The organism is Actinotignum sp. UMB0459, from assembly GCF_051905915.1.
Taxonomy (GTDB): Bacteria; Actinomycetota; Actinomycetes; order Actinomycetales; family Actinomycetaceae; genus Actinotignum; species Actinotignum sanguinis.
This window is the reverse complement of record NZ_JBQAIK010000016.1, coordinates 1-26,877: the sequence shown is the minus strand read 5'-3', so window position 1 is coordinate 26,877 and position 26,877 is coordinate 1. Positions and strand designations below refer to the sequence as shown.

Below are 26,877 nucleotides of genomic sequence, written 5' to 3'. Positions count from 1 at the left end.
CATGCCAAGACCCAACGTATATACCGGTTTCGAAATCGGTCTCGCGAGCAATTTAAAGAGCGCTATCAAGAACGCGATTGAGGCGCTAAACACCGCCCAAGCCACTCTTAACGGCGGTATCGCCTACGCGCAAATTGACTTCGCTGGGCGTTTCGCGGATGTGTACGCGCAGAATATGGATATCCAACGCGCGGATAAAGAGATGCTCGTCGCGTCCTTGACGGCTCTGGAATCGGGCGTTACCGATCTGGAAGAAGCGGCTGAGGCTGAGCAGAAGATGATCGATATCTTCAATGCTTGGGAAGATGACCACAACCGCTGGCTTGCGCGGCGGCCCATTAACCCGGAGCTCATACCGTTGTGGCTGGCTAACGAACCACTCCTCATCCCTCCGAGCGCGCGCTACCCGGGCACCCCGCCCGCACATTCCATCGATCAGCCTGCCTTACCCCAGCACGACACCCCCATGCCAGGCAGCGGCGGGGGCGGCTCAGGCGGGCGTTCTTCCTGCTACCCCGCGAACCTGTACGAATACGTACTAGCCACCCGTTCAGCGCATGACACTCTCGAAAGCCATCCGCGTGCCTTGCAGACTGCCGTCAGCGCCTTTGTGGGCGGTTGGAAGTTTGGGAGTCTTTCTGGTGGTGAGAGTATCGCGTGGGGTATTAACGATTACATTCGTAATAACGATAACGATGCGGACTGGATTGATGTGGTGCGTCAGGCTTTCAAGGAGGCTGGCGAGGGTGGTCCGGTGCTTACGTTGCTGGATTCGCATATTGATGCGGTGCTTGATAATGCTGGTTTGGATGCGGGGCGTAAGGCTATTCAGGTAGCGTGGCCGTGTCTGACTGGTCAGGTTGTTAATTCTGCTTTGGTGTCTGATCCGGTTAATAGTGCGACGGGTAATTTCCTTGAACCGGAGTTGGATATTAGTTTCCCGGAGGGTTGCCAGGTTGGTGGCCTGTCGCGGATGTATAACTCGATCCTGAGTCATATGCAGCATACGGGCGCGCAGGATGCTCCCGCGCGGGGTGTTTTTGGTATCGGGTGGGTGAGCGTGCTTGATCAGTGTCTGGTCGAGCGTGCTGATCACGTGGTGTGGATGCGTGCGGATGGCCAGCATGTGTATTTCCCGGTAGATGCTGAGCGGTTCGAACCAGGTTCGGGTGTGGTGCGTGCTGAGGGAGAAAACTTCTGGCTGCGTGCGGTTGCGGTGCCTGGCGATAGCGAGGGAGTGCCGTGCTGGGAGGTTTCGGATAATACTGGTCAGCGTTGGGTCTTCACCCGTGCTGGCGCGTGGATTGAGGTGTGTGGGCGTGTAGGTTTCGGGGTGCGAGCCGAGCGTGATCGTGATGGCCTGGTCAGTGCACTGGTAACCGAGCGTGGGCGGCGTATCGATATTGAGTATCGGGATGGCCGGGTGGTTGTGGCCCGTGGCTGGGATGGTACCCGTTTCGAATACCACTACGAGGGCGAGCATTTGGTGGGCGCGAGCGGCCCGCATGGTACCCGGCGTTACGAGATTGATGATGCTGGGTTGGTTGCGCGTGTGGTTGCGACAACTGGCGTGGTTGAGTGCGTGAATGTTTACGACGGCGAAGCTCGCGTGGTCAAGCAGACCTCTGAGCATGGTCGGGATACTCATTTTGCTTATCTACCGGGCCGGGTCACGGTGGTCAGTGATGGGGATGGTACTCGTTCGAATACCTGGGTGGCTGATAGTCGGGGGCGTACCATTGCTGCTGAGGATTCTGATGGTAACCGCCAGACCATGTCTTATGACCGGCACGGGAACTTGCTGCGTTCGCGTGATCGAGATAATAAAGTCACTACGCATTTTTATGATGAGCGTGGACACCTGGTTCGCACGGTTTCCCCGGCTGGCGGGGAACTGACTGCCTCCTATGATGAGCAGGACCGCCTGGTTGAGGCGGTAGGGCCTACTGGTTTGGTGGCCCGGTATGAGTATGAGGGTGATAGCCCTAATCCGAGCCGTTTCATTAACGCTGATGGTGCGGTGACCAGCCTGGAGTGGGTAAACGGGCTCCTTGTTAAGGCGACGGATCCAACCGGAGTGTTCCAGACTATTGGCTACAACGATGCCGGTGAGGTTATTTCTTTCGCTGACGCGTTGGGTAATACCTATCGGATGGAGCGTGATAGCGCGGGGCGCGTGGTTGAGATGGTCACGCCGCTCGGTTTCACGACTCGGCTTGTTTATAACGCCGATGGTACGTTAGCGCGCCGTATTGATCCTGATGGGGCTACGACCACGGTTGATTACGATGTTTATGGGCGCCCGGTTGTGGTCACTGATCCTGGCGGGGCGAAACTGACCTTGGTGTATAGCGAGGTTGATGGGCGGGTAGAGAAAATCATTGACCCGCTAGGCCATGCCCTGAGTAACGATGTGGATGACTTGGGTAATCTGCGTTCTATCACTATGCCGGACGGTGATGAGTTCACTTTCGTTTTTGATGCTCTCTCACGCCTGCGCCAGGTTGCTGACCCGGTGGGCCATGCCTGGAAGTTTGAGTATGACGCGGTGGGTGATCTCTCAACGGTGATTGACCCGGCTGGGGTTACTACCCGGACGGTGAGAGACTCTCAGGAACGGACCGCTACCTCGGTTGATAGCCAGGGTAATGGTGCGGTTATGCAGTTCGACCAGTTCGGGCGTCCGGTGGCTAGTTATGACACCGCGACAGACGCGGCCGTGGTTACTTACGATACGAACGGTAATGTCACGGAAATGTTGGATGCCCAGGGCGGGCTAACAACCCTGGATTATGATGCTGCCGGGCGTGTGGTTTCCATGACGAGTCCGGGTGGGAAAGTCACTGACTACACGTATGGGCCTTCCGGGCGTCTGGAAGCTCTCACCACCGCGGAAGGCGTGACAAGCTTCGAATACGATGCTGATAGCCGGGTGGTTGCCACGGTGAATACTGCTGGGGAGCGTTCGACTTTCGAGTATGACTCGTGTGGGAGGTTGTTGCGGGCCCGGGTGGCTGGGCGGGGTACCTCCGAGTTCCGGTATGACTCGTGTGGGAGGGTGACCTACTCGCGGGATATCCTCACCGGTATACGCTATTTCCGTTACGATGCGGCGGGGAATCTAGTCTCGGTGCGTAACGGCCTGGGCGGTATTACGCGTTATGAATACGATGTGCGTAATCGCTTGGTGCGGGTGGTTGACCCGGCTGGCGGGGTGACCAAGCGGGTCTATGACAGTGTGGATAACCTTGTCTCGGTCACTGACCCGCTCGGGCGTACCGTGTCGGTGGCGTATGACGAGCTTGGGAACCCGCTCTCCCGTACGGGTGCTGATGGAACCGTGACGAGTTTCGAGTATAAGGATGGCGCGGTTACCAAGGCTCGTATCGGGGATCAGGAAGTTGCCTGTTCGGACCTTAATTATGATGACCGTACCCTCACCCTCACCGATGCTTCACATAATCGGTATGTGTTCACCTATGACCGCCTGGGGCGTTTGATTTCCCAGAACACTACCGTGGCAGGCCAGGAGCGGTGTTCTACCTGGACGTACGGGAAGGATGGTGAGCGGACCTCCTATACTCCAGCTGGCGGGGCAACTTATCGTTATGGCTATGATGCGGTTGGTAATCTTGCCACGATCACGCATCCGGAGTTGGATACAGTCCGCTTTGGTTACGATCCGATGGGCCGAGTCACCCACATGGTTGCCGGTGAAGATACCCACCAGTGGGCCTATAAGGATGGTTTTGTTTCCCGCCATACTCACACAACAGCCGGTGTGGAGGAAACCACCCGTGTTGAGCATGATTCGTGGGGTCGTGTCACCTCGGTGACTACTGGTAGTGAGAAAGTCACTTATGAGTATGGTGGGGATGGCCAGCTTGTTGCTGCTGTTTCTACTAGCGGGGCTACGAAGGCGTGGGAGTATGACCAGGCTGCTCGTATTATCCGTTTCATCGACGGTGATACGGTCAGCGAGTACACCTATGACAGCGCGAGCCAGCTCGTTGAGCGTCGTCTTACTAGCCCGCAAGGCACGAGCCACACGGTCTTTGCCTATGACGCGGATGGTCATAGGGTCAGTGAGACCGTGGATGGTGAGCTTGCTAGGCGGTTGCGTTGGGACGCGAGTGGGAGCCTGGCGGGTATCACGGAAGTGACCGACGGCCGGGAACACGATTTGGCTATCACGTTGGATGCGTTGGGTAATCCTATCGGTTTCGATGGTAAAGCTGATATTGATTGGGATTATGCCTCTCCTATTCCCACGGTAGGGGCGATGAGTGGTACCTCGTTCATGTCTCTTCCTGGTGGTGTGATGCTCAGCCCTCAGGGTGTTGAGACTCTGGCTGGTTCTAGCTGGAGGGCGGGGCGGGGCACTGACCCGATGTCCCCGTTTGCTAGCCCGGGTGTGGTCTCGGGTTTGTCTGGGTATTTGCCTGAGGGTGTTGACATGCTCGGGACTGGGTCGTTGCGTGTTGGTGGTATGGAGTGGATGGGTGAGCGTTTGTATGACCCGGCTACCCAAGCGTTCTTGTCTCCGGACCCGCTTGCGGCACCGGCCGGGACTTCTTACCAAACTAATCCGTATAACTTCGCTGCGAATAACCCACTCGCGCTCATGGACCCGCTCGGACTCTCCCCCGCAACCGACACCTACTTCGGAAGCATGCTGAAGGGACTGCGTCCCATCATGGATCGCGTTACTCTGCTGCGTCACGCTGGTCGTATGGCTTTCCAGGAGAAAATCCTCAAACCGGTCGGCAACTTCCTTCAGAACGGGTGGAACTGGCTCAAGGGCACGTTCAACGCAACTGTCAATTGGGTTAAGGTGCACTGGGAAGATATCAAGCGCGGAGCACTCATTGTTGGTGGAATCGCGCTCGTTGCAGTCGGTATTTTTGCAGTGCCCGCGCTAGTTGGAACTGGGCTCGCAGCTGCGGTTCTAGCGGGAGCTGCGGTTGCTGGCGGCGCTAATATGACTACTCAAGCGATATTCAAACCAGCTAATCAATTTAGCTTCTCGGAATTCGCCCTTAGTACTGTGGTCGGGGGAGCAACCGGAGGGTTAGGAAAATGGGTCGGAGACCTCGGTATCGTTAAGAACTTCGCCGGGCGTTTTGGCGCAGCCGCTCCAGATAAAATCAATGGCGTGATTTCCGGAATGAACAAACTCGGACAACGTTTCCTTGGTAAAACACCTCTCGCTAAGAACACCATCTCAGAGCTTTCTAAGGGCGGACGAGAGTTTGTTACTAACGTAGCTATAAATGGAATGAAAAGCTTTGCTTCCGATGCCGCAAAAGAGACGACATCATGGGCCATAAACGGAACGTTCGAAAACTTTGTTGAGAACGGACAGTTTAAACCCAATTACGATGTCGGAAAACTTACGGGAAATCTCGTAAAATCGGGGCTCGGGGCCACTGGAAGCGGAATTGCCAAAACCAAGGGTCTGGACAAGATTGGCATTGACAAGCTTCCTCAGAACCCCAAGCTAAAGGATGTCGGCCAACGGGTGCTCAACAGTGGGGGACAATTCGCAGTAGAAATGACCTCGAAGGAGATCAAGAACCTCGGCGGATACGTCCAAGATAGATTCCTGGATGGGGATCCCACCCTCAATAAAAAGGAGTCACACGCCGAGAAACAGATCAAGGCAGTTGGTGACTCATTATCGAAAATTACACAGAAATAAGGTTTTCTGTGTAATCAATCAAATGCCGTCAGGTAAGAAAACGGTGGGTGGGATAACTTTCATGATCCCACCCACCACTGTGCTTTCTCAAACATCAATGTTCTTGAAAGGAACGACTGTGTCAGTTGCATTTGCTCCGTTCGCAGGCTTTGTTACCGGTGCCACACAATCCTCGCTGCAGCGTCGGATCCGGAAAATGAGCGACTATCCGCGGCAAGAGCGAGTTTTCTCGATAGCGAAGCGGACTGTGCCGATCGCCGGCGTTTTCCTCACAATCGGAATCCTCGGTCTTCTCGGTACCTTCATCGCATCATCAGGATCAGACCTGGGTGACTTCATGCCGGAACTCGCGGGATTTTACGTCAGTCTTATTCTAGGTTTGCTCCTTGTATGGGGAGGTCTAGCTCGCCAATACGGCGCCAATCAGACGAGCATGTGGTCCCGTCTGGCCCCGTTTTTCCATCACGACATCCAATACTCTCAGATCACCAATATCACCACTGCTGGCACCGACGGCTGGAAGGTTTATGGGAATGGCACCCATCTCACGCTCTCCAAAGATGTTTTCGATTACACTCTTGCCTACCTACGGATCCTTGAGGAACTCAAGTACCGTCGTTTCACCGCCAACAATGTTGAACCCCACGACCCGCGTTGGCCCGAAGCCGCACAAAACCTACGTTATGAACTAGCCGCGGAAGCTTATCGCAACCACCAGAAGTACTACAACAGCCGCCCGACTGAACTCCAAGCACTGATCGAGCTTGCCGAGGTGCGTTAGGAGCCCGCGGGGTAACGCCCTACCGCTAATGCGTTAAGTTCTTCTAATTCTGCCGGGTGAGAATCATAGTACTTGTGGTGGTTTCGATACGCTTCGGCCGCAAGCGCGTTACGCATTTCCTGCCACGCCTCCGGCCAGCGCGGATCATCCGGCTCAATCTTCCCAACCGTAAAACGCCGGATCCGCATCTCCTCAAGAATCCGCAAATAAGCAAGCGTGTAGTCAAAGCGATTGATACCCAAAACAAGAGGCTTCTTATTGTGCGCAAAGACTCCGAAAGATACCCCCGCGAAGGTCACCCGTGTTATCTCCGAGAAATAAATCTCCCGATAAAAGACCGGCGCAAAACTGGACCACACTTTTTGATCATCTACACCAAAACGCCGCTTGTACCCCATCCACAGAAACCATGAAAAAAGGGCCATCATGCCGGAGCAACAAATAATTCCGAGTGTGGCATCATCAGGACGATTCGCCTCATCAGCGGTTGCTAACGCAATAACAGTTATAGCCATAACAATTAAGCCCGGCCAACCAACAGTAATCCAAATCTTAGCTTGAGAAAACACCCGCGGCTCGCGCGGATATTTACTCATTTTTCGCAAAGCTCGCTGTATCGTGGGCGCCGCAGCACTAAAAGGAAGAAACATAAGACCTCCAAAGAAATAAAAATCAAGAGTGACACCTGCAGATACAGAAAACTCCACTGAGATCAGCTAACGGGAATCACCTCCAGCGAATACTCACCGATTCCCAGCGTACTTGAATACGGAACCAAACTCCGATAGCTCCTTTAAGTGATTCGCAAATTTTTTCTCCCATTCGCTCCGCCCATCATCAGCAAAGTTCTTGCCAACTTCTACGAGAATTCCCACTTCTCTCGGTGCGAGTCTCACGCTCTCCAAAGTTCTTTTCGATTACACCCTCGCCTACTTACGGATCTTTGAAGAGCTGAAGCACCGCAGGTTCACGGTGGGCGACGTCGCCCCGCACGACCCATGCTGGCCCGAAGCCGCATAGGAACTACCGGAAAAAACAAAACGGAAACGTGACGCGGGATATCACAAACTCTCCGAAGGGCACTAAGAGCCCACAGGGTAACGCCCTACCGCTAATGCGTTAAGTTCTTCTAATTCAGCCGGGTGGGAATCATAGTACTCTTGGTGGTTTCGATACGCTTCGGCCGCAAGCCGATTACGCATTTCCTGCCACGCCTCCGGCCAGCGCGGATCATCCGGCTCAATCTTCCCAACCGTAAAACGCCGCACCCGCATCTCCTCCAAAATCCGCAAATAAGCAAGCGTGTAGTCAAAACGATTGATACCCAAAGCAAGAGGCTTCTTATTGTGCGCAAAGATTCCAAAGGATATGCCGACGAAAGTCACGCGTGTTATCTCCGAGAAATAAATCTCCCGATAGAAAACAGCCCCAAACCTCGACCACACTTTTTGATCATCTACGCCGAAACGCCGCCAGAAACCATGCATCAAAAACAAAAGACCCAAAATAATTACTGTCGAAATCAAAACGAGAAACAGGATTTTATCGACGGGATCAGGAACCTCATCAGTAGTCAAAACAATAACCAAGCCCATAAGCGGAGGAAATGTACATATTGCCCCACTCAGAATAAAGAGCTTCGCTTGCGAGAACACCCGCGGCTCGCGCGGATACTTGCTCATTTTCCGCAAACGGCGTTGAATCGAGGGCGCCGCAGCAGTGAATGCGCCAACAGGAAGGGACATCAGAAACCTCCAATGAGATCAGCTAACGGGAATCACCTCCAGCAAATACTCATCGATTCCCAGCGTACTTGAATACGGAACCAAACTCCGATAGCGCCTTGTAAGCAACGGTCGAAAAGTAGCCCAACTTTCTAGTCTCGTCAGTATAACCGTCAGCCGTGCTGCACGGCCATGGACGGAAGAATACCCTATCGCTTACTTACGGATCCTTGAAGAGCTGAAGCACCGCCGTTTCACGGTGGGCGACGTCGCCCCGCACGACCCGCACTGACCCGAAGCCGCACAAAAGCTACGTTACGAACTAGCCGCGGAAACCTACCGCAACCACCGAAGCTACTACGAGAGTAACCCGGAAAAGCTCCAAACACTGATTGCACTCTCCGAAGGGCACTAAGAGCCCACAGAGTAACGCCCTACCGCTAATGCATTAAGTTCTTCTAATTCAGCCGGGTGAGAATCATAGTAGTTTTGGTGGTTCCGATACGCTTCGGCCGCAAGCGCGTTACGCATTTCCTGCCACGCCTCCGGCCAGCGCGGATCATCCGGCTCAATCTTCCCAACCGTAAAACGCCGGATCCGCATCTCCTCAAGAATCCGCAAATAAGCAAGCGTGTAGTCAAAGCGATTGATACCCAAAACAAGAGGCTTCTTATTGTGCGCAAAGACTCCGAAAGATACCCCCGCGAAGGTCACCCGTGTTATCTCCGAGAAATAAATCTCCCGATAAAAGACCGGCGCAAAACTGGACCACACTTTTTGATCATCTACACCAAAACGCCGCTTGTACCCCATCCACAGAAACCATGAAAAAAGGGCCATCATGCCGGAGCAACAAATAATTCCGAGTGTGGCATCATCAGGACGATTCGCCTCATCAGCGGTTGCTAACGCAATAACAGTTATAGCCATAACAATTAAGCCCGGCCAACCAACAGTAATCCAAATCTTAGCTTGAGAAAACACCCGCGGCTCGCGCGGATATTTACTCATTTTTCGCAAAGCTCGCTGTATCGTGGGCGCCGCAGCACTAAAAGGAAGAAACATAAGACCTCCAAAGAAATAAAAATCAAGAGTGACACCTGCAGATACAGAAAACTCCACTGAGATCAGCTAACGGGAATCACCTCCAGCGAATACTCACCGATTCCCAGCGTACTTGAATACGGAACCAAACTCCGATAGCTCCTTTAAGTGATTCGCAAATTTTTTCTCCCATTCGCTCCGCCCATCATCAGCAAAGTTCTTGCCAACTTCTACGAGAATTCCCACTTCTCTCGGTGCGAGTCTCACGCTCTCCAAAGTTCTTTTCGATTACACCCTCGCCTACTTACGGATCTTTGAAGAGCTGAAGCACCGCAGGTTCACGGTGGGCGACGTCGCCCCGCACGACCCATGCTGGCCCGAAGCCGCATAGGAACTACCGGAAAAAACAAAACGGAAACGTGACGCGGGATATCACAAACTCTCCGAAGGGCACTAAGAGCCCACAGGGTAACGCCCTACCGCTAATGCGTTAAGTTCTTCTAATTCAGCCGGGTGGGAATCATAGTACTCTTGGTGGTTTCGATACGCTTCGGCCGCAAGCCGATTACGCATTTCCTGCCACGCCTCCGGCCAGCGCGGATCATCCGGCTCAATCTTCCCAACCGTAAAACGCCGCACCCGCATCTCCTCAAGAATCCGCAGATAGGCAAGAGTGTAGTCGAAGTGATTAATCCCAATACCAATGGAATTCTTTTTCTTTGCAAAGCGCTTATCTTTTTTATCTGTAAAAAGACTAAACGATATACCGGTATAAATAATTCGAGTTATATCAGTAAAATAGACCTCCCGATAAGGCAATGGCGAGAAGCTGTACCAAGTTTTTTCATTATCCACGCCAAGCCGGCGCTTGTATCCGACCCACAAGAACCAAGAACAGAAAACCATCATAATGGGGCACAAAATAATTCCAATCGTGGCATCATCGGGTCGGCTTGCTTCGTCAGAGAAAACTAAAGCAATGCCGGTAAAAGCAATCGTGAATTCACTTACCCATCCAAATGTGAGAAAAAGCTTTTTGTGTGAAAATACCCGCGGCTCGCGCGGGTATTTACTCATTTTCCGCAAAGCCCGCTGGAACGAGGGTGCGGCAGCTACCAAAGTACTGACAGGAACGGACATAAGGGACCTCCATACTCACGAGCCGCTGCGGCTAGAGTGCTTCACTAGAACGACCAAATGGACGCAGCTGCCAATACCACGCACCATCACCGCTAACGGTACGATGCGAAGCTCATCCTGCGCTACCAATAAACTGCTGGAATGCAAGCAGCCGTTTATCCGACTATGTCACGAGGGGTGGTGTCCATAAAAAATCTGTTGTAGTGGAGCCCCCGGCAGGACTCGAACCTGTGACCTGCTGTTTACAAGACAGCTGCTCTACCAACTGAGCTACGGAGGCAATTCTTGCCCGGCGCACCCGCCAAGCAAGGAACCAGAGTTTATCATGCCAGAATCCCCCCTCTGGAACAAATAGGGATCCCGGGAGCTAAGCGCTAGCGGGGCGGCGCGAAGCGACCGCCCCGCTGCGGCGTCGTCGTACCATCACGGCACGCGGCGCCGGGTAAAGCGCTACTTGAGGGCGTCCAGCGCGGCGGTGAGCTTACCGTCGGTCCAGTCTGCCACCTGTTTGCCGTTGAGAAGCACGGTGGGCGTGCCGGTGAAGCCGTCGGCGCTGAACTGTTGGAGCGACTGCCCCAGCAGCTCGGAGTACATGCCGGGCTTGCCTTCGCCAACGGCCACGTCCGCGATCATCTGCTCGGCTTCGGCATCGGTGAGGCCGGCCTTCTTACCGAGCTCGGCCAGCTGCGCGGTCTGCGGCACCGGCACCTTTTCCTTCGATTCGAAAAGCGGGGCCGTCATCGCGAAAATCTCATTGTGGTAGGCCGCGAAAACATCGGGGCGGTGCTCCGCGACCCACAGGGCCGAAGCGGAGGCAGTATGCGAGAATTCGTACTGGGATTCCACCACGAGCGGGTGGTAGACCAGCGTAATCTCGCCATTCTTCGCGCGCTGGGTGAGCTCCTCCGCATAGGAGGTTTCCAGGCGGTTGCACCACACGCACAGGTAGTCGAAGTAAATATCAACAACCGGCTTACCTTCGTTCACGGTGCCGGCCGCCAGCGAGCTCCCCACGCTCACCCCCACATCCGGGGTGGTGTTCTTGGGCAGTTCCGCGGTGACCTTCGGGGCGGGGCGTTCAGCCAGCGGCGTAGCCGGCGCGCTCGGGTACGCGGCCGCGGAGCTTTCCTGCGTGGCCGGTCCGCCCGCCTCATCCTTCTTATTCGAGAGGATGAACCACACGGCCGCAGCGATAAGCGCCACCACCACAACAGCTGCAACAACCGCGAGCGCGCGATTGCGCCGCGCCCGCTTCTTTTCCTGTTCCTGGAGCCGGGCCGCCGCCGCGCGCGCGGTTTCACGCCGCTGTGCCGCGGAGGTCTGCCGGTTATTCTTCTGAGTCTGTGCCATTCACTTTCCCTCGGTTACGACGACGCGCCTGCGGCCAGCCGGCCACTGCGCCTTTCACCCTGACTTTAACATGTCAATTATCGCCGCTTTCCCTGGGAAAAGTGAGGGCCAGCCGGGTGACATTGCCCGCGCGGGCCAATTAGTTGGCCACGCCGCCCATAATATCCCTGATCATCGCGACGAGCGGTTCGCCGTAATATCCGAAACTGAGCGGGGTATCCGCGGGCACGCCCAGCACCCCGCCAAGGGCCAGCAACGCGATCCCGGCCGCGCCGGCGGCCAGCACCACGGTCCAGAAAACTCGGTAGGAGCGCGTGGGGGCTAGGCGCCCAAAAACAACCGCGCTGCCGCGGCGTGCGGGCCGCCCGCTCGGGCTCAGCCAGGAGATTCCCACCCCCGCGAGCGCCGCCACCGCGCCGGCGCCCGGCCCGGAAAACCCGCCCAGGCGCGCCGCCACGTAGCCGAACGTCACCGCGAGAAGCCCGATCCCGTGCAGCGGAACTACACTGACGACGCTTTCCACAAAGGTGAGCGGGGCGCGCAAAATTTGCCCCAGGTGTTCCCCGCGGAACGGCCCGCCTTCTTCTTCACGACGCCGCAGCAGCCGCGCCGCGTTCCGCTTCGCGAAAACCAAGCCCACTGTGACGAGTGCATATCCCACGTATCCGGCTATCTGCCAGGCAGCAACCAGGGCGCACAGCAGCGCACCCGCCACGAAGGTGAGAATGGGAGTACGGCGCGGCGGGCGGGCCCACAGCGGGAGCGGCGTGGGTTCCGGCGGCGTGGGTTCCTGCGGTGCGAACTGCGAATAGGGTGCGGATTCCGACTGGGATTCGAAAGCTGCGGGGCTGAAGGTAGCTGGCGCGGTGGGACCCGGCGCAGCAGGCCCCGGTACGGCTGCCGGGTAGGGTGCGGTGGCGGACCCGGCGTAAATGGGCTGGGGCCAGGTCTCCGGGAAAGCACTGGGCACGCTATCCGCGGCGTTGTAGCTCGGCCCTGCGGCGGCTCCGGGAGCGGCGGCCGGCGTGACTGGCGCCACCTGGGTGGGCAGCAGGCGGGGGGCGGTAGCGGCGGCGTCGTACTCCCCGCTCTCCCCCGCATCTTCTGAACTCTCCGGGGAGGTGAGCGGCAGTGCCGCCGGCGCACAAAGTGGCGCGGTAGCGGGAAGTGGCGCGGGTGCAGGCCGCTGTGCGGGTGCAGGAGGCGGTGCGCTCACCGGAGGCTCCGCCCACGCGGCCGGATCCGCGAGCGCCGCGACCACCGCGTCAATCCCCCAGCGTTCCTCCACCGGCTCCGCGAGCGCGGCGCGCAAGGCGTGCGCGATGCGCGGGGGCACGCCGGTGACATCCACGTCCCCTTCGAGCACGCGGCGCATAATAACCGCCGGGTTCGCGCCGGGATACGGGTCGTGCCCGGTGGCGGCGAAAGCGATGACCGCGGCGAGGGCCCACAGGTCAGCGGCTTCGTCCGGGGCGTGACCGCGCAGCACCCGCGGATCGAGGTAACCGGGAGTGTGGGTGACCGCGCCGGATACGGTTAGGCGGGCATCGCCACCCGTTTGCGCGATTCCGAAATCGATGAGAACCGGGCCGCCCGCGCCGAGCATGACATTCGAAGGCTTGAGATCACGATGCAGTACCCCGAGGCGATGTACAGACGTGACCGCGGCGTGGAGCTGGCGGGCCAGGGTGACGAGTTCCGCCGGCGGGTAAGGGCCGTCCACGCGCACATCCTCCGCGAGGGTGGGGCCTTCCACCAGCTGAGTGACGATAAAGGCATCCTCGTCATCCGTTTCCGCGTCGAGAACTTCGGCAACGTAGGGCCCGCGCACCCGCTGCAACATCGCAACTTCGCGCCGGAGGCGTTCGCGCCCGGCCACCCCGTCCACGGCCGCCGGGTGGAGAAGTTTCAGGGCAACGCGGGTGCCGGCACCATCCACCGCCTCGTAGACCGTGGACATGCCGCCAAAGCCGATGCGCCGCACCAGCCGATAGCCACCGATTTCCTCCCGCATACCTCAAAAATACCGAAGTGTGCGGGCCGGCGCATTTTTCCCGCGGAGCACGCCCTCGTATTCGAGTTCCTGACGTGGCATAATAGTGGGTGAGCGTGTCAATGCCGACCGCTGTTACTGATGGAGAATTCCCATGGCTTCTGTGTCACTCGTCAACGCGACACTGTACTATCCCGATGCGCCCGCGCCGGCGGTTGACCACGTGAATCTCCATATCAACGACGGCGAATTTTTCGCGCTCACCGGCCCGGTTAGCTCCGGTAAATCCACGGTTTTACGCATGATTGCGGGGCTGGAGGATATCGACTACGGAGCTGTGCTGCTGGACGGAGAAGATGTGACCGCGCTACCGCCCTCCATGCGCGATGTAGTGATCGTATTTCAGAATTACGCCCTGTATCCGCATATGACGGTCGCGGATAATATGGGCTTCCACCTGAAAATAGCCGGGGCGGACCCGGAAGATATCGCCGCGCGGGTGGCGCAGGCGGCGGATATTTTGGAACTCACCGAGTTATTGGACGCGAAACCCGCGCAGCTGACCCGCGCGGAACGCCAGCGAGTCTCCATGGGGCGGGCGGTGGTGCGCCGGCCGCGTATTTTCCTCATGGACGAGCCGCTGAAAAATATGGATGTGGAAATTCGCGATGAGATTCGCGAACAGATTTCCGTACTTCAAGAACGCACCGGGATCACCACGGTGTACGTGACGAACGATCCGCGCGAAGCTTTCAGTTGCGCTCACCGCGTGGGTGTGATGGTGGACGGTGCGCTCCAGCAGGTCGGCACCCCCGCCGAAATCTTGGCGGATCTCACCCCGCCCGTACGGGCCTTCCTGGAAGAAGCCGGGATGGTGGAGGCGGGTGCGCTGGTTGATGGCACGCCGGGCTCGCGAGCTTTCGGCTACGATTAAGCCGCAGCTACTCCCGGAAAGGACACTCATGCGATCCTCGCTATCCATTATGGCGGCTAGCGTTGAACCTGACCTCCTCGATCTGCCGTGGAACGTGGCGCTCGAAGAGTGGCCGCGCGATCTCATCGCTGCGCTCCCCCGCGGTATTTCCCGCCACACGGTGCGTTTCGTGCGGCTCTCCGGGCGCATTATCGCCATCAAAGAGATTTCCGAACTCGTGGCGGTACGCGAATACGAACTCTTACGCACCTTGAAGCGCCTCGGGGCGCCCTCGGTGGAACCGGTAGCGGTGGTCTCCAAACGTACCGACGCGGAAGGCAATGCCCTCAACGCCTGCCTCATCACCGAGCATCTTCCCTTCTCACTCCCCTACCGCGCTATTTTCGGGCAGCAGCACCGGCGCGCCACCATCGCCCAGCTCATCGACGGGCTGGCCGTGCTCCTGGTACGACTCCACCTTCTCGGGTTTTTCTGGGGCGATGTGTCACTTTCGAATACCCTGTTCCGCCGCGATGCGGGAACTTTCGCGGCCTATTTGGTGGACGCGGAAACCGGGGAGCTCTACAGCCCCATCACCCAACGTAAACGCGAATACGATATTGACGTGGCCCGCACGAATATCATCGGTGAGCTCATGGATTTGCAAGCCGGCGGCGTCCTCCCCGAAGATTTCGACACCATCGGGGTGGGTGATACTTTCGCTGATCGCTACTTCGAGCTATGGGAAGAAATCACCGCGCAGGTGGCTATCGGCCCGGATGAAAAGTGGAAGGTCACCGAGCGGGTGCGGCGCCTCAACGACCTCGGCTTTGACGTGGACGAAATCGCTATCAATTCCGGCCCGGACGAAGACCGCCTCCTCATCCAGCCTAAGATCGTGGAGGCCGGGCATTATTCACGCAAGGTGTGGCGCCTGACCGGCCTAGATGTGGAAGAAAACCAGGCTCGGCGCATCCTCAACGATATTGACGAATACGCCGCCCTCCACAATAAGAGCGGCAAATCCGACATGATGATTGCCCACGATTGGCTCGCGGATGTCTATGAGCCGACCGTAGCCGCAATCCCGCCCGAACTCACCGCGAAACTGGAGCCGGCCGAGCTGTTCCACGAAATCCTCGAACACCGCTGGTTCATCTCCGAAGACCAGCAGCGCGATGTGCCGCAGGCCGAGGCTGTGGCCTCCTTCGTGGAGAAAGTGCTGCGCCACCGGCGTGACGAATCAACCTTCCTGGACGGAGAAACCGGGGAGATCCCCGCGGTCACCGCCACGCCGGAATAAAGCGCGGCACGGCGCCGGAGTAGTGTGCCGGAGCGCTGCAGGACTCAGGCCGCACCTGCCCCTAGGCCGCGCTTTTCTCCGTGAGCTCCTTGATAACCAGCTCAGCCAGCTGGATGGTATTGAGGGCCGCGCCTTTGCGCAGGTTATCGGCCACGCAGAAGAAGGCCAGCCCGCGCCCGCCCGGCACCGAGGGATCACGCCGGATGCGCCCCACGAAGCAGGCGTCCTTCCCGGCCGCATCCAGGGGATTGGGCAGATCAACTACCGCAACACCGGGGGCTGCTTCGAGCAGCTGGATAGCGGCTGCGACGTCGACCTCCCGCTCAAATTCCGCGTTGACGGACATCCCGTGCGCGGTATACACCGGCACGCGGACGCATGTTCCGGCCACCGCGAGGTCCGGGATACCTAGAATCTTGCGCGATTCGTTGCGTAGTTTCTGTTCTTCGTCCGTTTCACCGCTGCCATCCTCGGCAAGGTTCCCGGCGAAAGCGACCGCGTTGAAGGCAATGGGGGCCCGATAGACCTCGGGGGCGGGCAGCTCCACGGCGTGCCCGTCCAGGGCGAGGGCTTCCACGTCGCCGCCCAGGGCGCTGCGGATTCCGGTGGTCAGTTCGTGCACACCGCGCACCCCGGAACCGGACACCGCCTGGTAGGACGAAGCGATAAGGCGAGTGAGCCCGTACGCATCGTGCAGCGGTTTGAGGATCGGCATCGCGGCCATAGTGGTGCAATTCGGGTTGGCGATAATGCCCTTGGGGCGGCGCGCGATATCTTGCGGATTCACTTCGGAAACGACGAGCGGAACATCCGGGTCGCGGCGCCACGCGGAAGAATTATCGACGACGACGGCACCTGCCTCCACGAACTTCGGCGCGTAGGTGCGTGAGGCATCCCCGCCGGCGGAGAACACCGCGATATCAATACCGGCCAGGTCAGCGGTGGCAATATCTTCCACCACAATGTTCTCACCCCGGAAGGGAAGTTCGGTGCCGGCTGAGCGCGCCGTCGCAAAGAAACGCACTCGATCCACCGGAACCTGGCGTTCTTCCAGCAGGGCGCGCATAACTCGCCCGACCTGCCCGGTTGCTCCCACTACTGCCAAGGTGATGCTCATCGACCTGTCCCTCCGTATACGATTGCTTCTTCGCTGGCGTCCAGCCCGAAGGCGGTGTGGACGGCGCGGGCGGCCGCGTCCAGCACATCCGGGTCCACCACCACGGAAATCCGGATTTCCGAGGTGCCGATCATATCCACATTGACCCCGTTATCTCCCAGCGTCTTGAAGAGCTTGGAGGAAACGCCGCTATGGGAGCGCATACCCGCCCCCACGATGGAGAGGATCCCGATTTCGGAGGTGACGGCGATGTCCTCAAAACCGAATTCAGCCTGGTTGGCGCGCAGCGCGGCGACGGCGATATCCACCTGGTCGCGGGGAACCGTGAAGGAAATATTGCTCAGGCCCACGCGGGTAAGCGCGGTGTTCTGCACGATCATGTCAATATTGCAGTCCGCTTCGGCCACGCAGGAAAAGATTTTCGCGGCGGATCCGGGAAGGTTAGGGACACCGGTGACCGAAATTTTCCCCTGGTTGCGGTCGTGTGCCACTCCGACGACGACGGCGTCTTCGTATCCGCCCTGTTTCGCGGTTTCTTCCACTATCCACGTCCCTTCGTTCTCGGAGAATGATGATCGTACGTGCAAGGCCACATTGAATTTCCGGGCGAATTCCACCGCCCGCAAATGGAGCACTTTCGCTCCGTGTGCCGCTAATTCTAACGTTTCTTCGTAGCTGAGTTCGCGGCGTTGGCTGGCCGCGGGGACGATGCGGGGATCCGCGGAGAGCACCCCATCCACATCCGTGTAGATTTCGCATACGTCGGCGCCGAGGGCGGCGGCGAAAGCCACGGCGGTGGTATCGGATCCGCCCCGCCCGAGGGTGGTGACATCATTGGTGTCGTTCACGCCTTGGAATCCGGCAATAATGGCGACGGCACCGTCTTGCACGGTCCGGAAAATGCGTTCGGGAACGATCCCGGTAATAGAGGCATTGCCGTAGCGGGCATCGGTGTGGAGGCCGGCTTGCTGGCCGGTGAATGCGCGGGCGACGACGCCTTCGTCATTGACGGCCATGGCGAGCAGGGCCATGGAAATGCGTTCCCCCGCGGTCAGAAGAATATCGAGTTCCCGCGCGGGCGGGTTATCGGTAACGTTGTGGGCGAGGTCCAAGAGATTATCGGTGGTGTCTCCCATGGCGGAAACCACGACGACGACTTTGTTTCCGGCCTTGCTGGTCTGGGCAATTCGTTTCGCCACTCGTCTGAGCCCGGCAGGATCTGCGACCGAGGATCCCCCGAACTTCTGCACGATGAGTGCCACATTAACTCCTATTTTTCCGAGACGTACTAATGGTAACTGGAAGCGCGTAGCCGCCTGCGGAGCTTTCCGATATTTTCAGGTGAGATTGTTCTCCTGATCGGCTGCCTGATGTGATGCCGCATTCGGGCTGAGCGCTGGGCTTTATGGTGATCCCGGAGCTGAGCTGCTTAGTCGTGCTCGCCGTGCGTTTCCGCGACTGGTGCGGAAGGCGTGGTGCCCGGAACCACCGAGGGCATTCGTCCCGTATCTGTTGTGCCTGTGCCGGGTGTGTCCGTGGTGTTCGCGCCAGTGCCGGCGGTTTCCAGTGTGGTGCCGGTGGCACCCGTGGCGGTGTTCGCGGTTATGCCGCTGGTAATGCGGGTGCGGCCTTCGAAAGCACGCGAGAGTGTAATTTCGTCGGCGTATTCGAGGTCTCCGCCCACGGGGAGTCCGGAGGCGAGGCGGGAAAGCGCGATACCGATGGGAGTGAGGAGGCGAATGAGGTAGGCCGCGGTGGCATCGCCTTCAATATTGGGGTCAGTGGCGATAATGACTTCGGTGACACGGCCATCTTGGAGGCGGGTGAGCAGTTCGCGGATGCGCAGATCTTCCGGGCCGATACCCTGGATGGGGTTAATGGATCCGCCTAGAACATGGTAGCGCCCGCGGTATTCGCGGGTGCGTTCGATGACCATAATGTCTTTGGCTTCTTCAACAACGCAGATCACGGAATCACTGCGCCGGGTATCTGAGCATAGTGAACAGATATCGGTTTCGGTCACGTTGCCGCAGATCTGGCAGAAGTGGACGCGTTCCTTGACTCGGAGCATGGCTTCCGCGAGCGCCCGCACCTCGGGTTCTTCTTGTTCGAGGAGGTAGAAGGCAATGCGTTGGGCGCTCTTCGGGCCGATGCCCGGCAGACGCCCGAGCTCATCAATGAGCTCCTGCACGGCGCCATCATACACCCCCGCCACTACATTCCTCCTTGCGCGGTATCAATTTCTTCAACAATGGTTCCCGAGAGCATCTCAACCACAACGTGCAGCCCGACAACATTGCTCTGCTCGATTGTGGGATCGTCTAAGGAGACATCATCCTCTTCAGTAGAATACCCCACCCCCGGCTGCGAGGCGGCATGATGCTGGTTATTTGAACCATTCGCACTGTTCAGGCCGTTCGCACCGGCCACGCTACCCCCGCCGGTGTTGTTTGCGGGTGCGGCGCTAGCCGGCGCGGTGAGTCCGCCACCAAAAGATGCACTTCCTGCGGGCGCGTTACCGCCTGCACTGCCGTGGCGGAGCTGCCGCAGGTGCTCCCGCGCGTCATAGGTAGGGACATCCTGGGTACGCTGCGGCGGGCGCGGGATATGGAAATCTTGCGCATGTTCATGTGCAGCCAGCTGCCCGGACGTATCTCCCGGGCCGGCGAAGGGTTGCGGCATGGGCATGTTTTGAAGGTAGAAAGGAATCTCCCCGCCGGAACTAGCTACGCCGGCATTGCCTGCCCCAGGACGGCTCGTTTCCACACCAGCCCCGCCGGAGCTGACCGCGCCAGAACTAGCCGAACGGGGCGCAACACTGTGCCGGCTGGGCGGGTAATCTTCCGCGTCATCCGGATCGGAAAGTTCTTCGGGTTCGGGCCACTCATCATCCCTGCTATCCCTAGCTGCTCCACCAGCGCTGTTGGCAGTTCCCGGCCGCGCCGATGCAGCGCCAGCGCCTGCGGAAACGGGAGCGGCCGCCGCGGTGGCGGCATTAGCTTTTGGGTGGGCACCACCGCCGTCAGAAACACCCGGGTGAGGCCGAAGAGCTACCGCCGCGGACTGGGGATTCTCCGCAGCTGCCGCACCGCCCGGCTGCCCCGCGGCATCGGCCTGCTTTGCCGCCGCGGGAACGACCCGCACGGTAACAGGAACCGAGGTGAAATGTGACAGGTGCGCGCTCAGGCGCTCCACATTGCGCGGATCCTGCAAGGCTCCGAGGACTTTCTCCGAAGTGAATTCCAGGGCAACCTGGTTTCCCTGCGAACCGAGTACCCGGGTAGGCCCGGAGAAAATAGCTTGGGCGAAACGCCCGGAGGAGGTGACTTCCGCCCACGCGGCCGTGAGTTCCGCGGCATGATCCGGTCCCGATACTTCAGGAGTGGCAGCTTGCTCAGCGCTCCGATCGGGCTTCTGGACCGGCTGCGAAGCAGGTGCCTGCACGGGCTGCTGAGCCGAAGGCTCGCCCGGTTCTTGCACCGGCCGATCCGCGGCTGGCGGCGCGGGCGATTCCGTAGCTTGTTGAGGAGCGGGCTGGGCGGGGGCTGCGGCGTCGTTCTGCACCGAAACGGAAGCACCGGACTGTTGTGCGGACGCAGGCGGAACGCTAGGAGACCCTGGCGCCACCGGTGCCCCGCGCTGCGCTGCGGCCGCGGCTGCTGCCGCCCGCGCCTTTTCGCGCGCGATTTCCTGCGGTGATTTCCGCGCGGTCCCGCTAGCTGGGGCACCCGAGCGCACCCCGCTATTTTCCCGCCCCGCACTACCGGGAGCCGCCTCCGAAGGCGACGGAGCAGCACTGGCTGGAAGCAGAAGCCGAGCGCAGAGCAACTCCAGCTGCAAACGCGGCGACGTAGCGCCGACCATCGCGGAGAGGGCCTCGTTCGCACGCTCGGCGCTTTCGGTGGCACGCGCCGCCCCCAAGGCCTGCGCCTGGGCGCGCATGGTGGCAAGCTGATCCTGCGGCAATTCGCCCAAAGCATCCGCCGCAGCTTCCCCCGCCAAATCGATGACGATCACATCGCGCAGGCGCTGGAGCAGATCTTCCACGAAACGGCGCGGTTCATGCCCGGCACCGATAAGTTCTTCGACGACGCCGAAAAGCTGACTCCCAGAACTTTCCGCAATAGCGTTGACCGCGCGATCCAGCAGGCCACTATCCGTGTAGCCCAGCAACGCAACCGCCTGAGAATAAGACAGCGTGGATGTTTCCGAACCGCCCATGAGCTGATCCAGAACCGAGAGAGAATCCCGCACCGAGCCGCCGCCCGCCCGCACCACCAAGCCGAGCACCCCCGGTTCCGGGGTAATCCCTTCTTCTGCGCAGATCTGCGAGAGGTATTCCTCCATTCGCGCCGGTGACACCAGGCGGAAGGGATAGTGGTGGGTACGCGAGCGAATAGTGCCGATGACTTTTTCCGGCTCCGTGGTAGCGAAAATGAACTTGATATGAGCCGGGGGTTCTTCCACGAGCTTGAGCAGGGCATTGAAGCCCTGGGTGGTGACCATATGGGCTTCGTCAATAATGAAAATCTTGTAGCGATCCCGGCTGGGGGCAAAAGCCGCGCGTTCAACCAGGTCACGGGCATCATCCACCCCGCCGTGGCTGGCCGCGTCCATTTCCACCACGTCCAGGGAGCCGGGGCCATCCCCCGCGAGTTCCCGGCACGAGGCGCATTCTCCGCACGGCGTATCCGTGGGAGCCTGCGCGCAATTCAAGCAGCGGGCCAGGATGCGAGCCGAGGTGGTTTTACCGCACCCGCGCGGGCCGGAGAAGAGATAGGCATGCACGGTCCGCTCCCCGCGCAACGCAGCCATGAGGGGACGAGTTACCTGCTCCTGGCCGATAACATCTTGAAAACGTTCCGGGCGATACCGCCGATACAATGCCATGCTCACGAGTATCAGTCTACGGGGTACCTACGACACGAATCATCCGCGTGAAAAATCTGTGGATACAAGACGCCCCACGCACCCGCCAGAGCCCGCATACCCTTGCTGCCTTCCGGCCCTGGGGGAGTTTTGCAAGATGACGCCACGTGGGGAGTCAGGTGCCAGTCTAAACGAGTTCGCGAAGAATGCAAAACACGGGGAGATGGCCCGGCTTCGTTTTCACCATTTTTTGTGTCGGAGGCCCGCGGTACACTCTCTAGCGTGAGTGGGCGATCCCCGCGGTGGCGGGAGTATCGCCGTCGTCCACAACAACAGGGAGAATCAATGGCTTTCCTTACCGAAGATCTATTGGAAACACTGCGCTCGCGGGCGGCGGCGGTGGATGCCGCCAATGAATTCCCGCGTGAAGACTACGAAGATTTGAAGCAGGCTGGCTACTACGGCGCTTTTGTCCCCAAGGAATACGGCGGAGCCGGCTTGAGCCTGGTGGAGATCTGCGCGGAACAAACCCGTTTGGCGAAGTACGCCCCCGCCACCGCGCTGGGAATTAATATGCACCAGATCATTGTGGGGCTCGGCCGCCACCTGGTGCGCAACGGCGTTACGGCCGGGGAAAAGATCCTGCGTGAAGCCGCGGCCGGTAAGCTCTTCGCTTTCGGTATTTCTGAGCCGGGTAATGACCTGGTGCTTTTCGGTTCGCTCACCCGGGCCGAACGTGATGAGGCAGGGTACCGGCTGTACGGCACCAAAGTTTTCACGTCCCTCGCGCCGGCGTGGGATTACCTCATGACTTTCGGCGCGCTCAAGGATGATTCCGGAGTGCGTGACGTTTTCGGCCTGGTTGAACGGGGCGACGGCGGCTTCGCCATCAAGGATGATTGGAACACCCTCGGGATGCGGGCCACCCAATCCAATTCCACGGTTTTGGATGGCGCGCTACTTCGCGATGAAAACGTGTTGGGGATCGTGGCGCCGGGCCCGAATAAGGAACCGGTGGTCTACGGCATCTTCTCCAATTTTGAGATCCTCCTCGGGGCTACCTATCAGGGCATTGGCGAACGCGCCATTGAGGTTGCCGTTGAGCATGTCAAGAAGCGCCGCTCGGTTCTCCACAACGATGTTTACGCAAATGATCCTGATATTCGCTGGCGTATCGCGGAAGCCGCGCTCACAATGAACGCGGTGGGTCCGCAGCTGCGTGAACTGGCTGCACATATTGACAGCGGGGAGCTGGGCGGGGCGGATGAGTACCCGCGTTTCTCCGCGGCCAAGAATGTGGCGGCAGAAGCGTCGCTGCGCACCGTGGAAGAATGCATCCGCGCCTGCGGGGGAAGCTCGTACTACGCGGGCCATGAGCTTTCGCGGCTCTACCGCGATGTGCTGGCCGGGCTTTTCCAGCCTTCCGACCAGGAATCCCTGCACGGTTCGTGGGCAGGCCTGGTGCTCGGGCCCGTCACCCCGAAGGAGAACTAGCCCCAAAATCAAGGAGTATGTGCATGAGTGAATCCGTACCCGAAGTTTCCTACAGCACGAACGTGGATCGGGCGCTGCTCGGTGACCTTCCCTGGCAGCCGGCTCTGGAGAATCTGGATCTATTGGCCACGCCGGTGGCACAGGGATTGCAGGCTGTTGCGCAGCGCCATCCTGAGCTGGCAGCGCAGGCCCTGGTCACAGAGATTGACCCGGAGTTCGCGGATACCGAACCTATGACGGAGCATTACGGCCTGGATTTGGCGGTGTCGTGCAATTGCGTGCTGGTGGCTGGTAAGCGTGAAGGTGAGGAACGGGTGGCCGCCTGCGTGGTGCGGGCAACTACCCGCGCGGATGTGAATCACGTGGTGAAGAAGTTCCTCAACGTTCGTAAGGCTTCATTCTGGCCCACCGAACTAGCGGTGGAAGCTTCTGGTATGGAGTACGGCGGAATTTCCCCGGTTGGAGTTCCGCAGGCATGGAATCTCCTTATTGATGCGCGAGTGGCTGCGGGCACTGCCCTAATAGGCTCGGGACTGCGCCGCTCGAAGCTCGTGGTGCCGGGGGCGCTGCTCGCGCAGCTACCCGGCGCGCACGTGCTGAGCAACTTGGCAACAGAATAATCGGCAATCGAATAACGTGGGCATCACCTCATTGAGCTGAGTGGTGCTCACGGCCGAATCTACGCTAAGCTGTACAGGCAGTTTAAAACTGCCCTGGAGGATTCGCCTAGTGGCCTATGGCGCACGCTTGGAAAGCGTGTTGGGTGCAAGCCCTCGGGGGTTCGAATCCCCCATCCTCCGCGGATGTGAAGTGCCCGCTCCGATTTTTCGGAGCGGGTACTTACTTTTATCTATCACCCCAGCTAGGCGGCAAGCTGGCTCACACGCCCCGCAGTAATGCCGAGAGCCGACGCAATGTCCCGCGTAGAGTACCCTTCCTCCCGCAAAACATGTATGGAATGCAAAGTCGCTTCTTGCAGACGCGCCTGTTCAGCTCGGAGCTCAAGGCGCCTGTTCGCGATTGCGAACGCCACGTTGAGCTCCGGACTTAGGCCTTCCCCCGCTTCCAACTGGATATTAAATTTAGCTCCGCTGGGTAAATCTGCAGCAAGAACGATTGCGTCCACCATTCCTTTGCACAGTTTTTTGAGAGTGGGGGCAAAGTCTACCGCTTCGGGATATTCAGCACACTGCCCAAGCCAGTCGCTTTCTTCGCGGGTTACGGTAACGCGATAGGTTCTCATGTTGTGAGCCATCCTTTCCCAAGCATTGGAGCGAGTTGTTTTTCGATAGTTTTCAGGGTTCCGATACGAATGTCGTGACTTCCGTGGTGTGGAACGGTTGCGAAAACGGTTCATCCGTCGCGCGTGAGCTTGTAGCGGCGATGTGAGCCTTCTTGCCGGACACACTCGCCCCCTGCTCGCTCGATGCGTTTGTTGATTTCTCTTGCCTTCGCGCCCATGAATTTAGTAACTAAACACCAGTGTGTCAAGTCGCTAAACACTCCGGCCTACCCGGCCACCAGCGGGGCAAGGGTTGTTTTTCCGAGGTGTACTGCGCGTGTACGACAAATGCAGTACAGCTCTGACAACACATAGCACCCCCGCAAGGACGCGTGTGACTCGTGGGGAACTTGTGGGGTACGTCGAAATTGGGGAACTTGGGGCACGTCGAAAATAGCGGTTTTAGCCTCACTCTCAGACCAGCCGTCACAGCCGTCACGGCATAAGCACCGCGGGGTGGGAAACTTCTTCAGCTTCCCGCCCCGCGTGCATCCATTTATTTATTGAGGCCGACCCAGCTCCCACCCCGGCCCGTACCTTATGTGGCAAAGTCCAGGGCGCGTAGCTGCGCCGTCGTGCTACACCATGCTGCTACTAGTTGCTAGCGTGCGTACCGTCCGCGCCGTGCGAAGCGCCATGCGAAGCATCGCGCGAAACGTCCGTGCCGCGCGCGCTATCCGCAGCCTCCGGACCGCGGGCACCGCTCGTACCTTCCGCAAGCCCCGCAATTTCCACGAGATCCGCAAGCTCCGGTGCGCTCTGCACCCGCTGGCTCGCCGGCGTGCGCGCGAGCTTGCCATCAGGCTGCACATCCCAGGACCGCTCCAGGTGACCTTCCACAACTTCGGTACCTGCCGGGGCCGAGGCCGGCGTCGCCGGTTCGAGGGACGTACCGCGCAGGCGCGATACCGCGCGCATGCAGTGGTAGATGATAATGGCACCGAAGGAACCAAGCGCGATCCCCTCAAAGACCATATCCCCCACCGCCCAGGTGTAGTTCGCGATCGCAACCACCATCGCCACCGCGGCGGTATTGAGATTGACCGGGTCGGAGAAGTCCACGCGATTCTGCACCCAGATACGCACCCCGAGCATCCCGATCATGCCGTAAAGAATCGTGGCCGCCCCGCCGAGCACCCCGGGAGCAATCGTCGCAACAACCACACCGAACTTCGGGAACATGGACAGCAGCAGGGCAGTCACCGCCGCAACGATGTAGGCCGCGGTCGAGTAGACGCGGGTCGCGGCCATCACGCCGATGTTTTCCGCGTACGTTGTGGTACCCGATCCCCCGCCGGCACCGGCGAAAACGGTGGACAGGCCGTCAGCGAACAGGGCGCGGCCGGTCACGCCGTCCAGATTACGCCCGGTCATCGCGGACACCGATTTCACGTGGCCCACGTTCTCCGCAATAAGCACCAGCACCACCGGTACGAACAACCCGAGGGTGGACACGTCGAAAGCCGGGGCGTGGAAGGTGGGGATACCCACCCAGCTGGCATCGCCAATCGCGCTGAAGTCCACTTCGCCGCGGATGCAGGCGCACACATAGCCGATAATGACGCCGATAAGGATGGATAGGCGCCCGATAATGCCCTTGAAGAGCACCGTCACCGCGAGCACCGCCACGATAGTGACGACCGCCGTCACCGGCGCCGCCTTGACGTTATTCCAGGCCGCGGGCGCCAGGTTGAAGCCGATAAGCGCCACGATCGTACCGGTCACCACCGGGGGCATGAGCTTATCGATCCACCCCGCACCGAAAACCATGACGATGAGGCCGACCACCAGCAGGGCCGCGCCCGTCGAAATAATGCCACCCTGCGCGAGCGCCATCCCGTGCGAATCAATGGGGCCGCCGCCCTGGGTGTAGCCGGTCACCGCACCGATGGGCGCGATGAGGGCAAAAGAAGAGCCCAGGTAACTGGGCAATTTTCCGGCGGTAATAAGGATAAAAAGAAGGGTTCCGCATCCCGTGAAGAACAATGTCGTCGAAGGATCGAAACCCGTTAGTAGGGGAACGAGGAACGTTGCGCCAAACATTGCAACAACGTGCTGCATTCCAATGCCGATTGTGGCTGGCCACCCCAGCCGTTCGTCCGGTTGAACCACCTCACCCGGCGCGATGCGCACACCGTCGCCGTGAAGTTTCCATACTTGTGCCAT

17 protein-coding genes, 2 tRNA genes, 1 other RNA gene and 1 pseudogene are annotated in these 26,877 nt (G+C 59.2%); 7 read left to right on the top strand and 14 right to left on the bottom strand.

Annotated features, from left to right (window positions below; all coding sequences use genetic code 11):
- The first annotated feature begins 1 nt into the window (after window position 1).
- Both ACTFPK_RS05550 and ACTFPK_RS05545 read left to right on the top strand, forming a co-directional pair.
- On the top strand, window positions 2-5,701 hold the full coding sequence (locus tag ACTFPK_RS05550; RefSeq protein ID WP_274733368.1) for a DUF6531 domain-containing protein: 5,700 nt from the start codon (window positions 2-4) through the stop codon (window positions 5,699-5,701).
- A gap of 118 nt (window positions 5,702-5,819) precedes the next feature.
- Window positions 5,820-6,482 carry a hypothetical protein gene (locus ACTFPK_RS05545; protein ID WP_274733367.1) on the top strand — a complete coding sequence of 221 codons (663 nt, stop codon included), beginning with the start codon at window positions 5,820-5,822 and terminating at the stop codon, window positions 6,480-6,482.
- On the opposite strand, the gene ACTFPK_RS05540 is transcribed toward ACTFPK_RS05545, so the two are convergent.
- The 7 genes from ACTFPK_RS05540 to ACTFPK_RS05510 all read right to left on the bottom strand — a co-directional run bounded on the left by ACTFPK_RS05540 (window position 6,479) and on the right by ACTFPK_RS05510 (window position 13,754).
- Window positions 6,479-7,189, bottom strand: coding sequence for a hypothetical protein (locus tag ACTFPK_RS05540; RefSeq protein WP_274733366.1), 711 nt, complete (start codon window positions 7,187-7,189; stop codon window positions 6,479-6,481). The two genes, ACTFPK_RS05545 and ACTFPK_RS05540, sit on opposite strands and share 4 nt — an antisense overlap.
- A 375-nt stretch (window positions 7,190-7,564) precedes the next feature.
- Window positions 7,565-8,227 carry a hypothetical protein gene (locus ACTFPK_RS05535; protein WP_274733365.1) on the bottom strand — a complete coding sequence of 221 codons (663 nt, stop codon included), beginning with the start codon at window positions 8,225-8,227 and terminating at the stop codon, window positions 7,565-7,567.
- 390 nt (window positions 8,228-8,617) lie between these two features.
- Complete coding sequence (locus ACTFPK_RS05530) at window positions 8,618-9,328, bottom strand: hypothetical protein (protein WP_439911296.1); 711 nt, start codon at window positions 9,326-9,328, stop codon at window positions 8,618-8,620.
- 375 nt (window positions 9,329-9,703) lie between these two features.
- A complete protein-coding gene (locus tag ACTFPK_RS05525) occupies window positions 9,704-10,390 on the bottom strand; it encodes a hypothetical protein (RefSeq protein WP_439911295.1) in 687 nt (228 codons plus the stop codon).
- Window positions 10,391-10,594: 204 nt separating this feature from the next.
- A tRNA-Thr gene (locus tag ACTFPK_RS05520) sits at window positions 10,595-10,670 on the bottom strand.
- Between the two features lie 170 nt (window positions 10,671-10,840).
- Window positions 10,841-11,740 (bottom strand): DsbA family protein, encoded by a 900-nt coding sequence (locus ACTFPK_RS05515; RefSeq protein WP_274733362.1) that lies wholly within the window; start codon window positions 11,738-11,740, stop codon window positions 10,841-10,843.
- Between the two features lie 139 nt (window positions 11,741-11,879).
- Window positions 11,880-13,754, bottom strand: coding sequence for a serine/threonine-protein kinase (locus ACTFPK_RS05510; RefSeq protein WP_274733360.1), 1,875 nt, complete (start codon window positions 13,752-13,754; stop codon window positions 11,880-11,882).
- A 133-nt stretch (window positions 13,755-13,887) separates the two neighbouring features.
- On the opposite strand from ACTFPK_RS05510, the gene ACTFPK_RS05505 reads away from it, so the two are divergent.
- Both ACTFPK_RS05505 and ACTFPK_RS05500 read left to right on the top strand, forming a co-directional pair.
- A complete protein-coding gene (locus ACTFPK_RS05505) occupies window positions 13,888-14,667 on the top strand; it encodes an ABC transporter ATP-binding protein (protein WP_274736280.1) in 780 nt (259 codons plus the stop codon).
- A 28-nt stretch (window positions 14,668-14,695) separates the two neighbouring features.
- Window positions 14,696-15,949 (top strand): DUF4032 domain-containing protein, encoded by a 1,254-nt coding sequence (locus tag ACTFPK_RS05500; protein WP_274733358.1) that lies wholly within the window; start codon window positions 14,696-14,698, stop codon window positions 15,947-15,949.
- 61 nt (window positions 15,950-16,010) lie between these two features.
- Here ACTFPK_RS05500 and ACTFPK_RS05495 read toward each other — a convergent pair whose 3' ends face one another.
- The 5 genes and pseudogenes from ACTFPK_RS05495 to ffs all read right to left on the bottom strand — a co-directional run bounded on the left by ACTFPK_RS05495 (window position 16,011) and on the right by ffs (window position 22,115).
- A complete protein-coding gene (locus ACTFPK_RS05495) occupies window positions 16,011-17,066 on the bottom strand; it encodes an aspartate-semialdehyde dehydrogenase (RefSeq protein WP_126135698.1) in 1,056 nt (351 codons plus the stop codon).
- Window positions 17,063-18,328 (bottom strand): aspartate kinase, encoded by a 1,266-nt coding sequence (locus ACTFPK_RS05490; RefSeq protein WP_126135699.1) that lies wholly within the window; start codon window positions 18,326-18,328, stop codon window positions 17,063-17,065. The genes ACTFPK_RS05495 and ACTFPK_RS05490 overlap by 4 nt, the downstream gene beginning before the upstream one ends.
- Window positions 18,329-18,675: 347 nt before the next feature.
- Window positions 18,676-19,281, bottom strand: a pseudogene (gene recR / locus ACTFPK_RS05485) (recombination mediator RecR); the annotation flags it as partial.
- The gene (locus tag ACTFPK_RS05480; RefSeq protein WP_274733418.1) at window positions 19,281-21,956 is read right to left on the bottom strand and encodes a DNA polymerase III subunit gamma and tau; all 2,676 of its coding nucleotides are present in this window, start codon (window positions 21,954-21,956) and stop codon (window positions 19,281-19,283) included. The pseudogene recR and the gene ACTFPK_RS05480, both read right to left, overlap by 1 nt.
- 62 nt (window positions 21,957-22,018) lie before the next feature.
- Window positions 22,019-22,115: signal recognition particle sRNA small type (ffs, locus tag ACTFPK_RS05475), an RNA gene on the bottom strand.
- A gap of 165 nt (window positions 22,116-22,280) precedes the next feature.
- Between ffs and ACTFPK_RS05470 the strand changes: the two genes are divergently transcribed.
- The 3 genes from ACTFPK_RS05470 (at window position 22,281) to ACTFPK_RS05460 (ending at window position 24,229) form a co-directional block, all read left to right on the top strand.
- Window positions 22,281-23,429: an acyl-CoA dehydrogenase family protein gene (locus tag ACTFPK_RS05470; RefSeq protein WP_274733355.1), complete on the top strand. Its 1,149-nt coding sequence runs from the start codon at window positions 22,281-22,283 to the stop codon at window positions 23,427-23,429.
- Window positions 23,430-23,452: 23 nt separating this feature from the next.
- Window positions 23,453-24,049 (top strand): YbaK/EbsC family protein, encoded by a 597-nt coding sequence (locus tag ACTFPK_RS05465; RefSeq protein ID WP_241227539.1) that lies wholly within the window; start codon window positions 23,453-23,455, stop codon window positions 24,047-24,049.
- A gap of 95 nt (window positions 24,050-24,144) precedes the next feature.
- A tRNA-Ser gene (locus tag ACTFPK_RS05460) sits at window positions 24,145-24,229 on the top strand.
- 62 nt (window positions 24,230-24,291) lie between these two features.
- Here the strand turns inward: ACTFPK_RS05460 and ACTFPK_RS05455 are convergent.
- Together ACTFPK_RS05455 and ACTFPK_RS05450 are read right to left on the bottom strand one after the other, a co-directional pair.
- Complete coding sequence (locus tag ACTFPK_RS05455; protein WP_274733351.1) at window positions 24,292-24,672, bottom strand: hypothetical protein; 381 nt, start codon at window positions 24,670-24,672, stop codon at window positions 24,292-24,294.
- 633 nt (window positions 24,673-25,305) lie between these two features.
- Window positions 25,306-26,877, bottom strand: coding sequence for a uracil-xanthine permease family protein (locus ACTFPK_RS05450; RefSeq protein WP_274733349.1), 1,572 nt, complete (start codon window positions 26,875-26,877; stop codon window positions 25,306-25,308).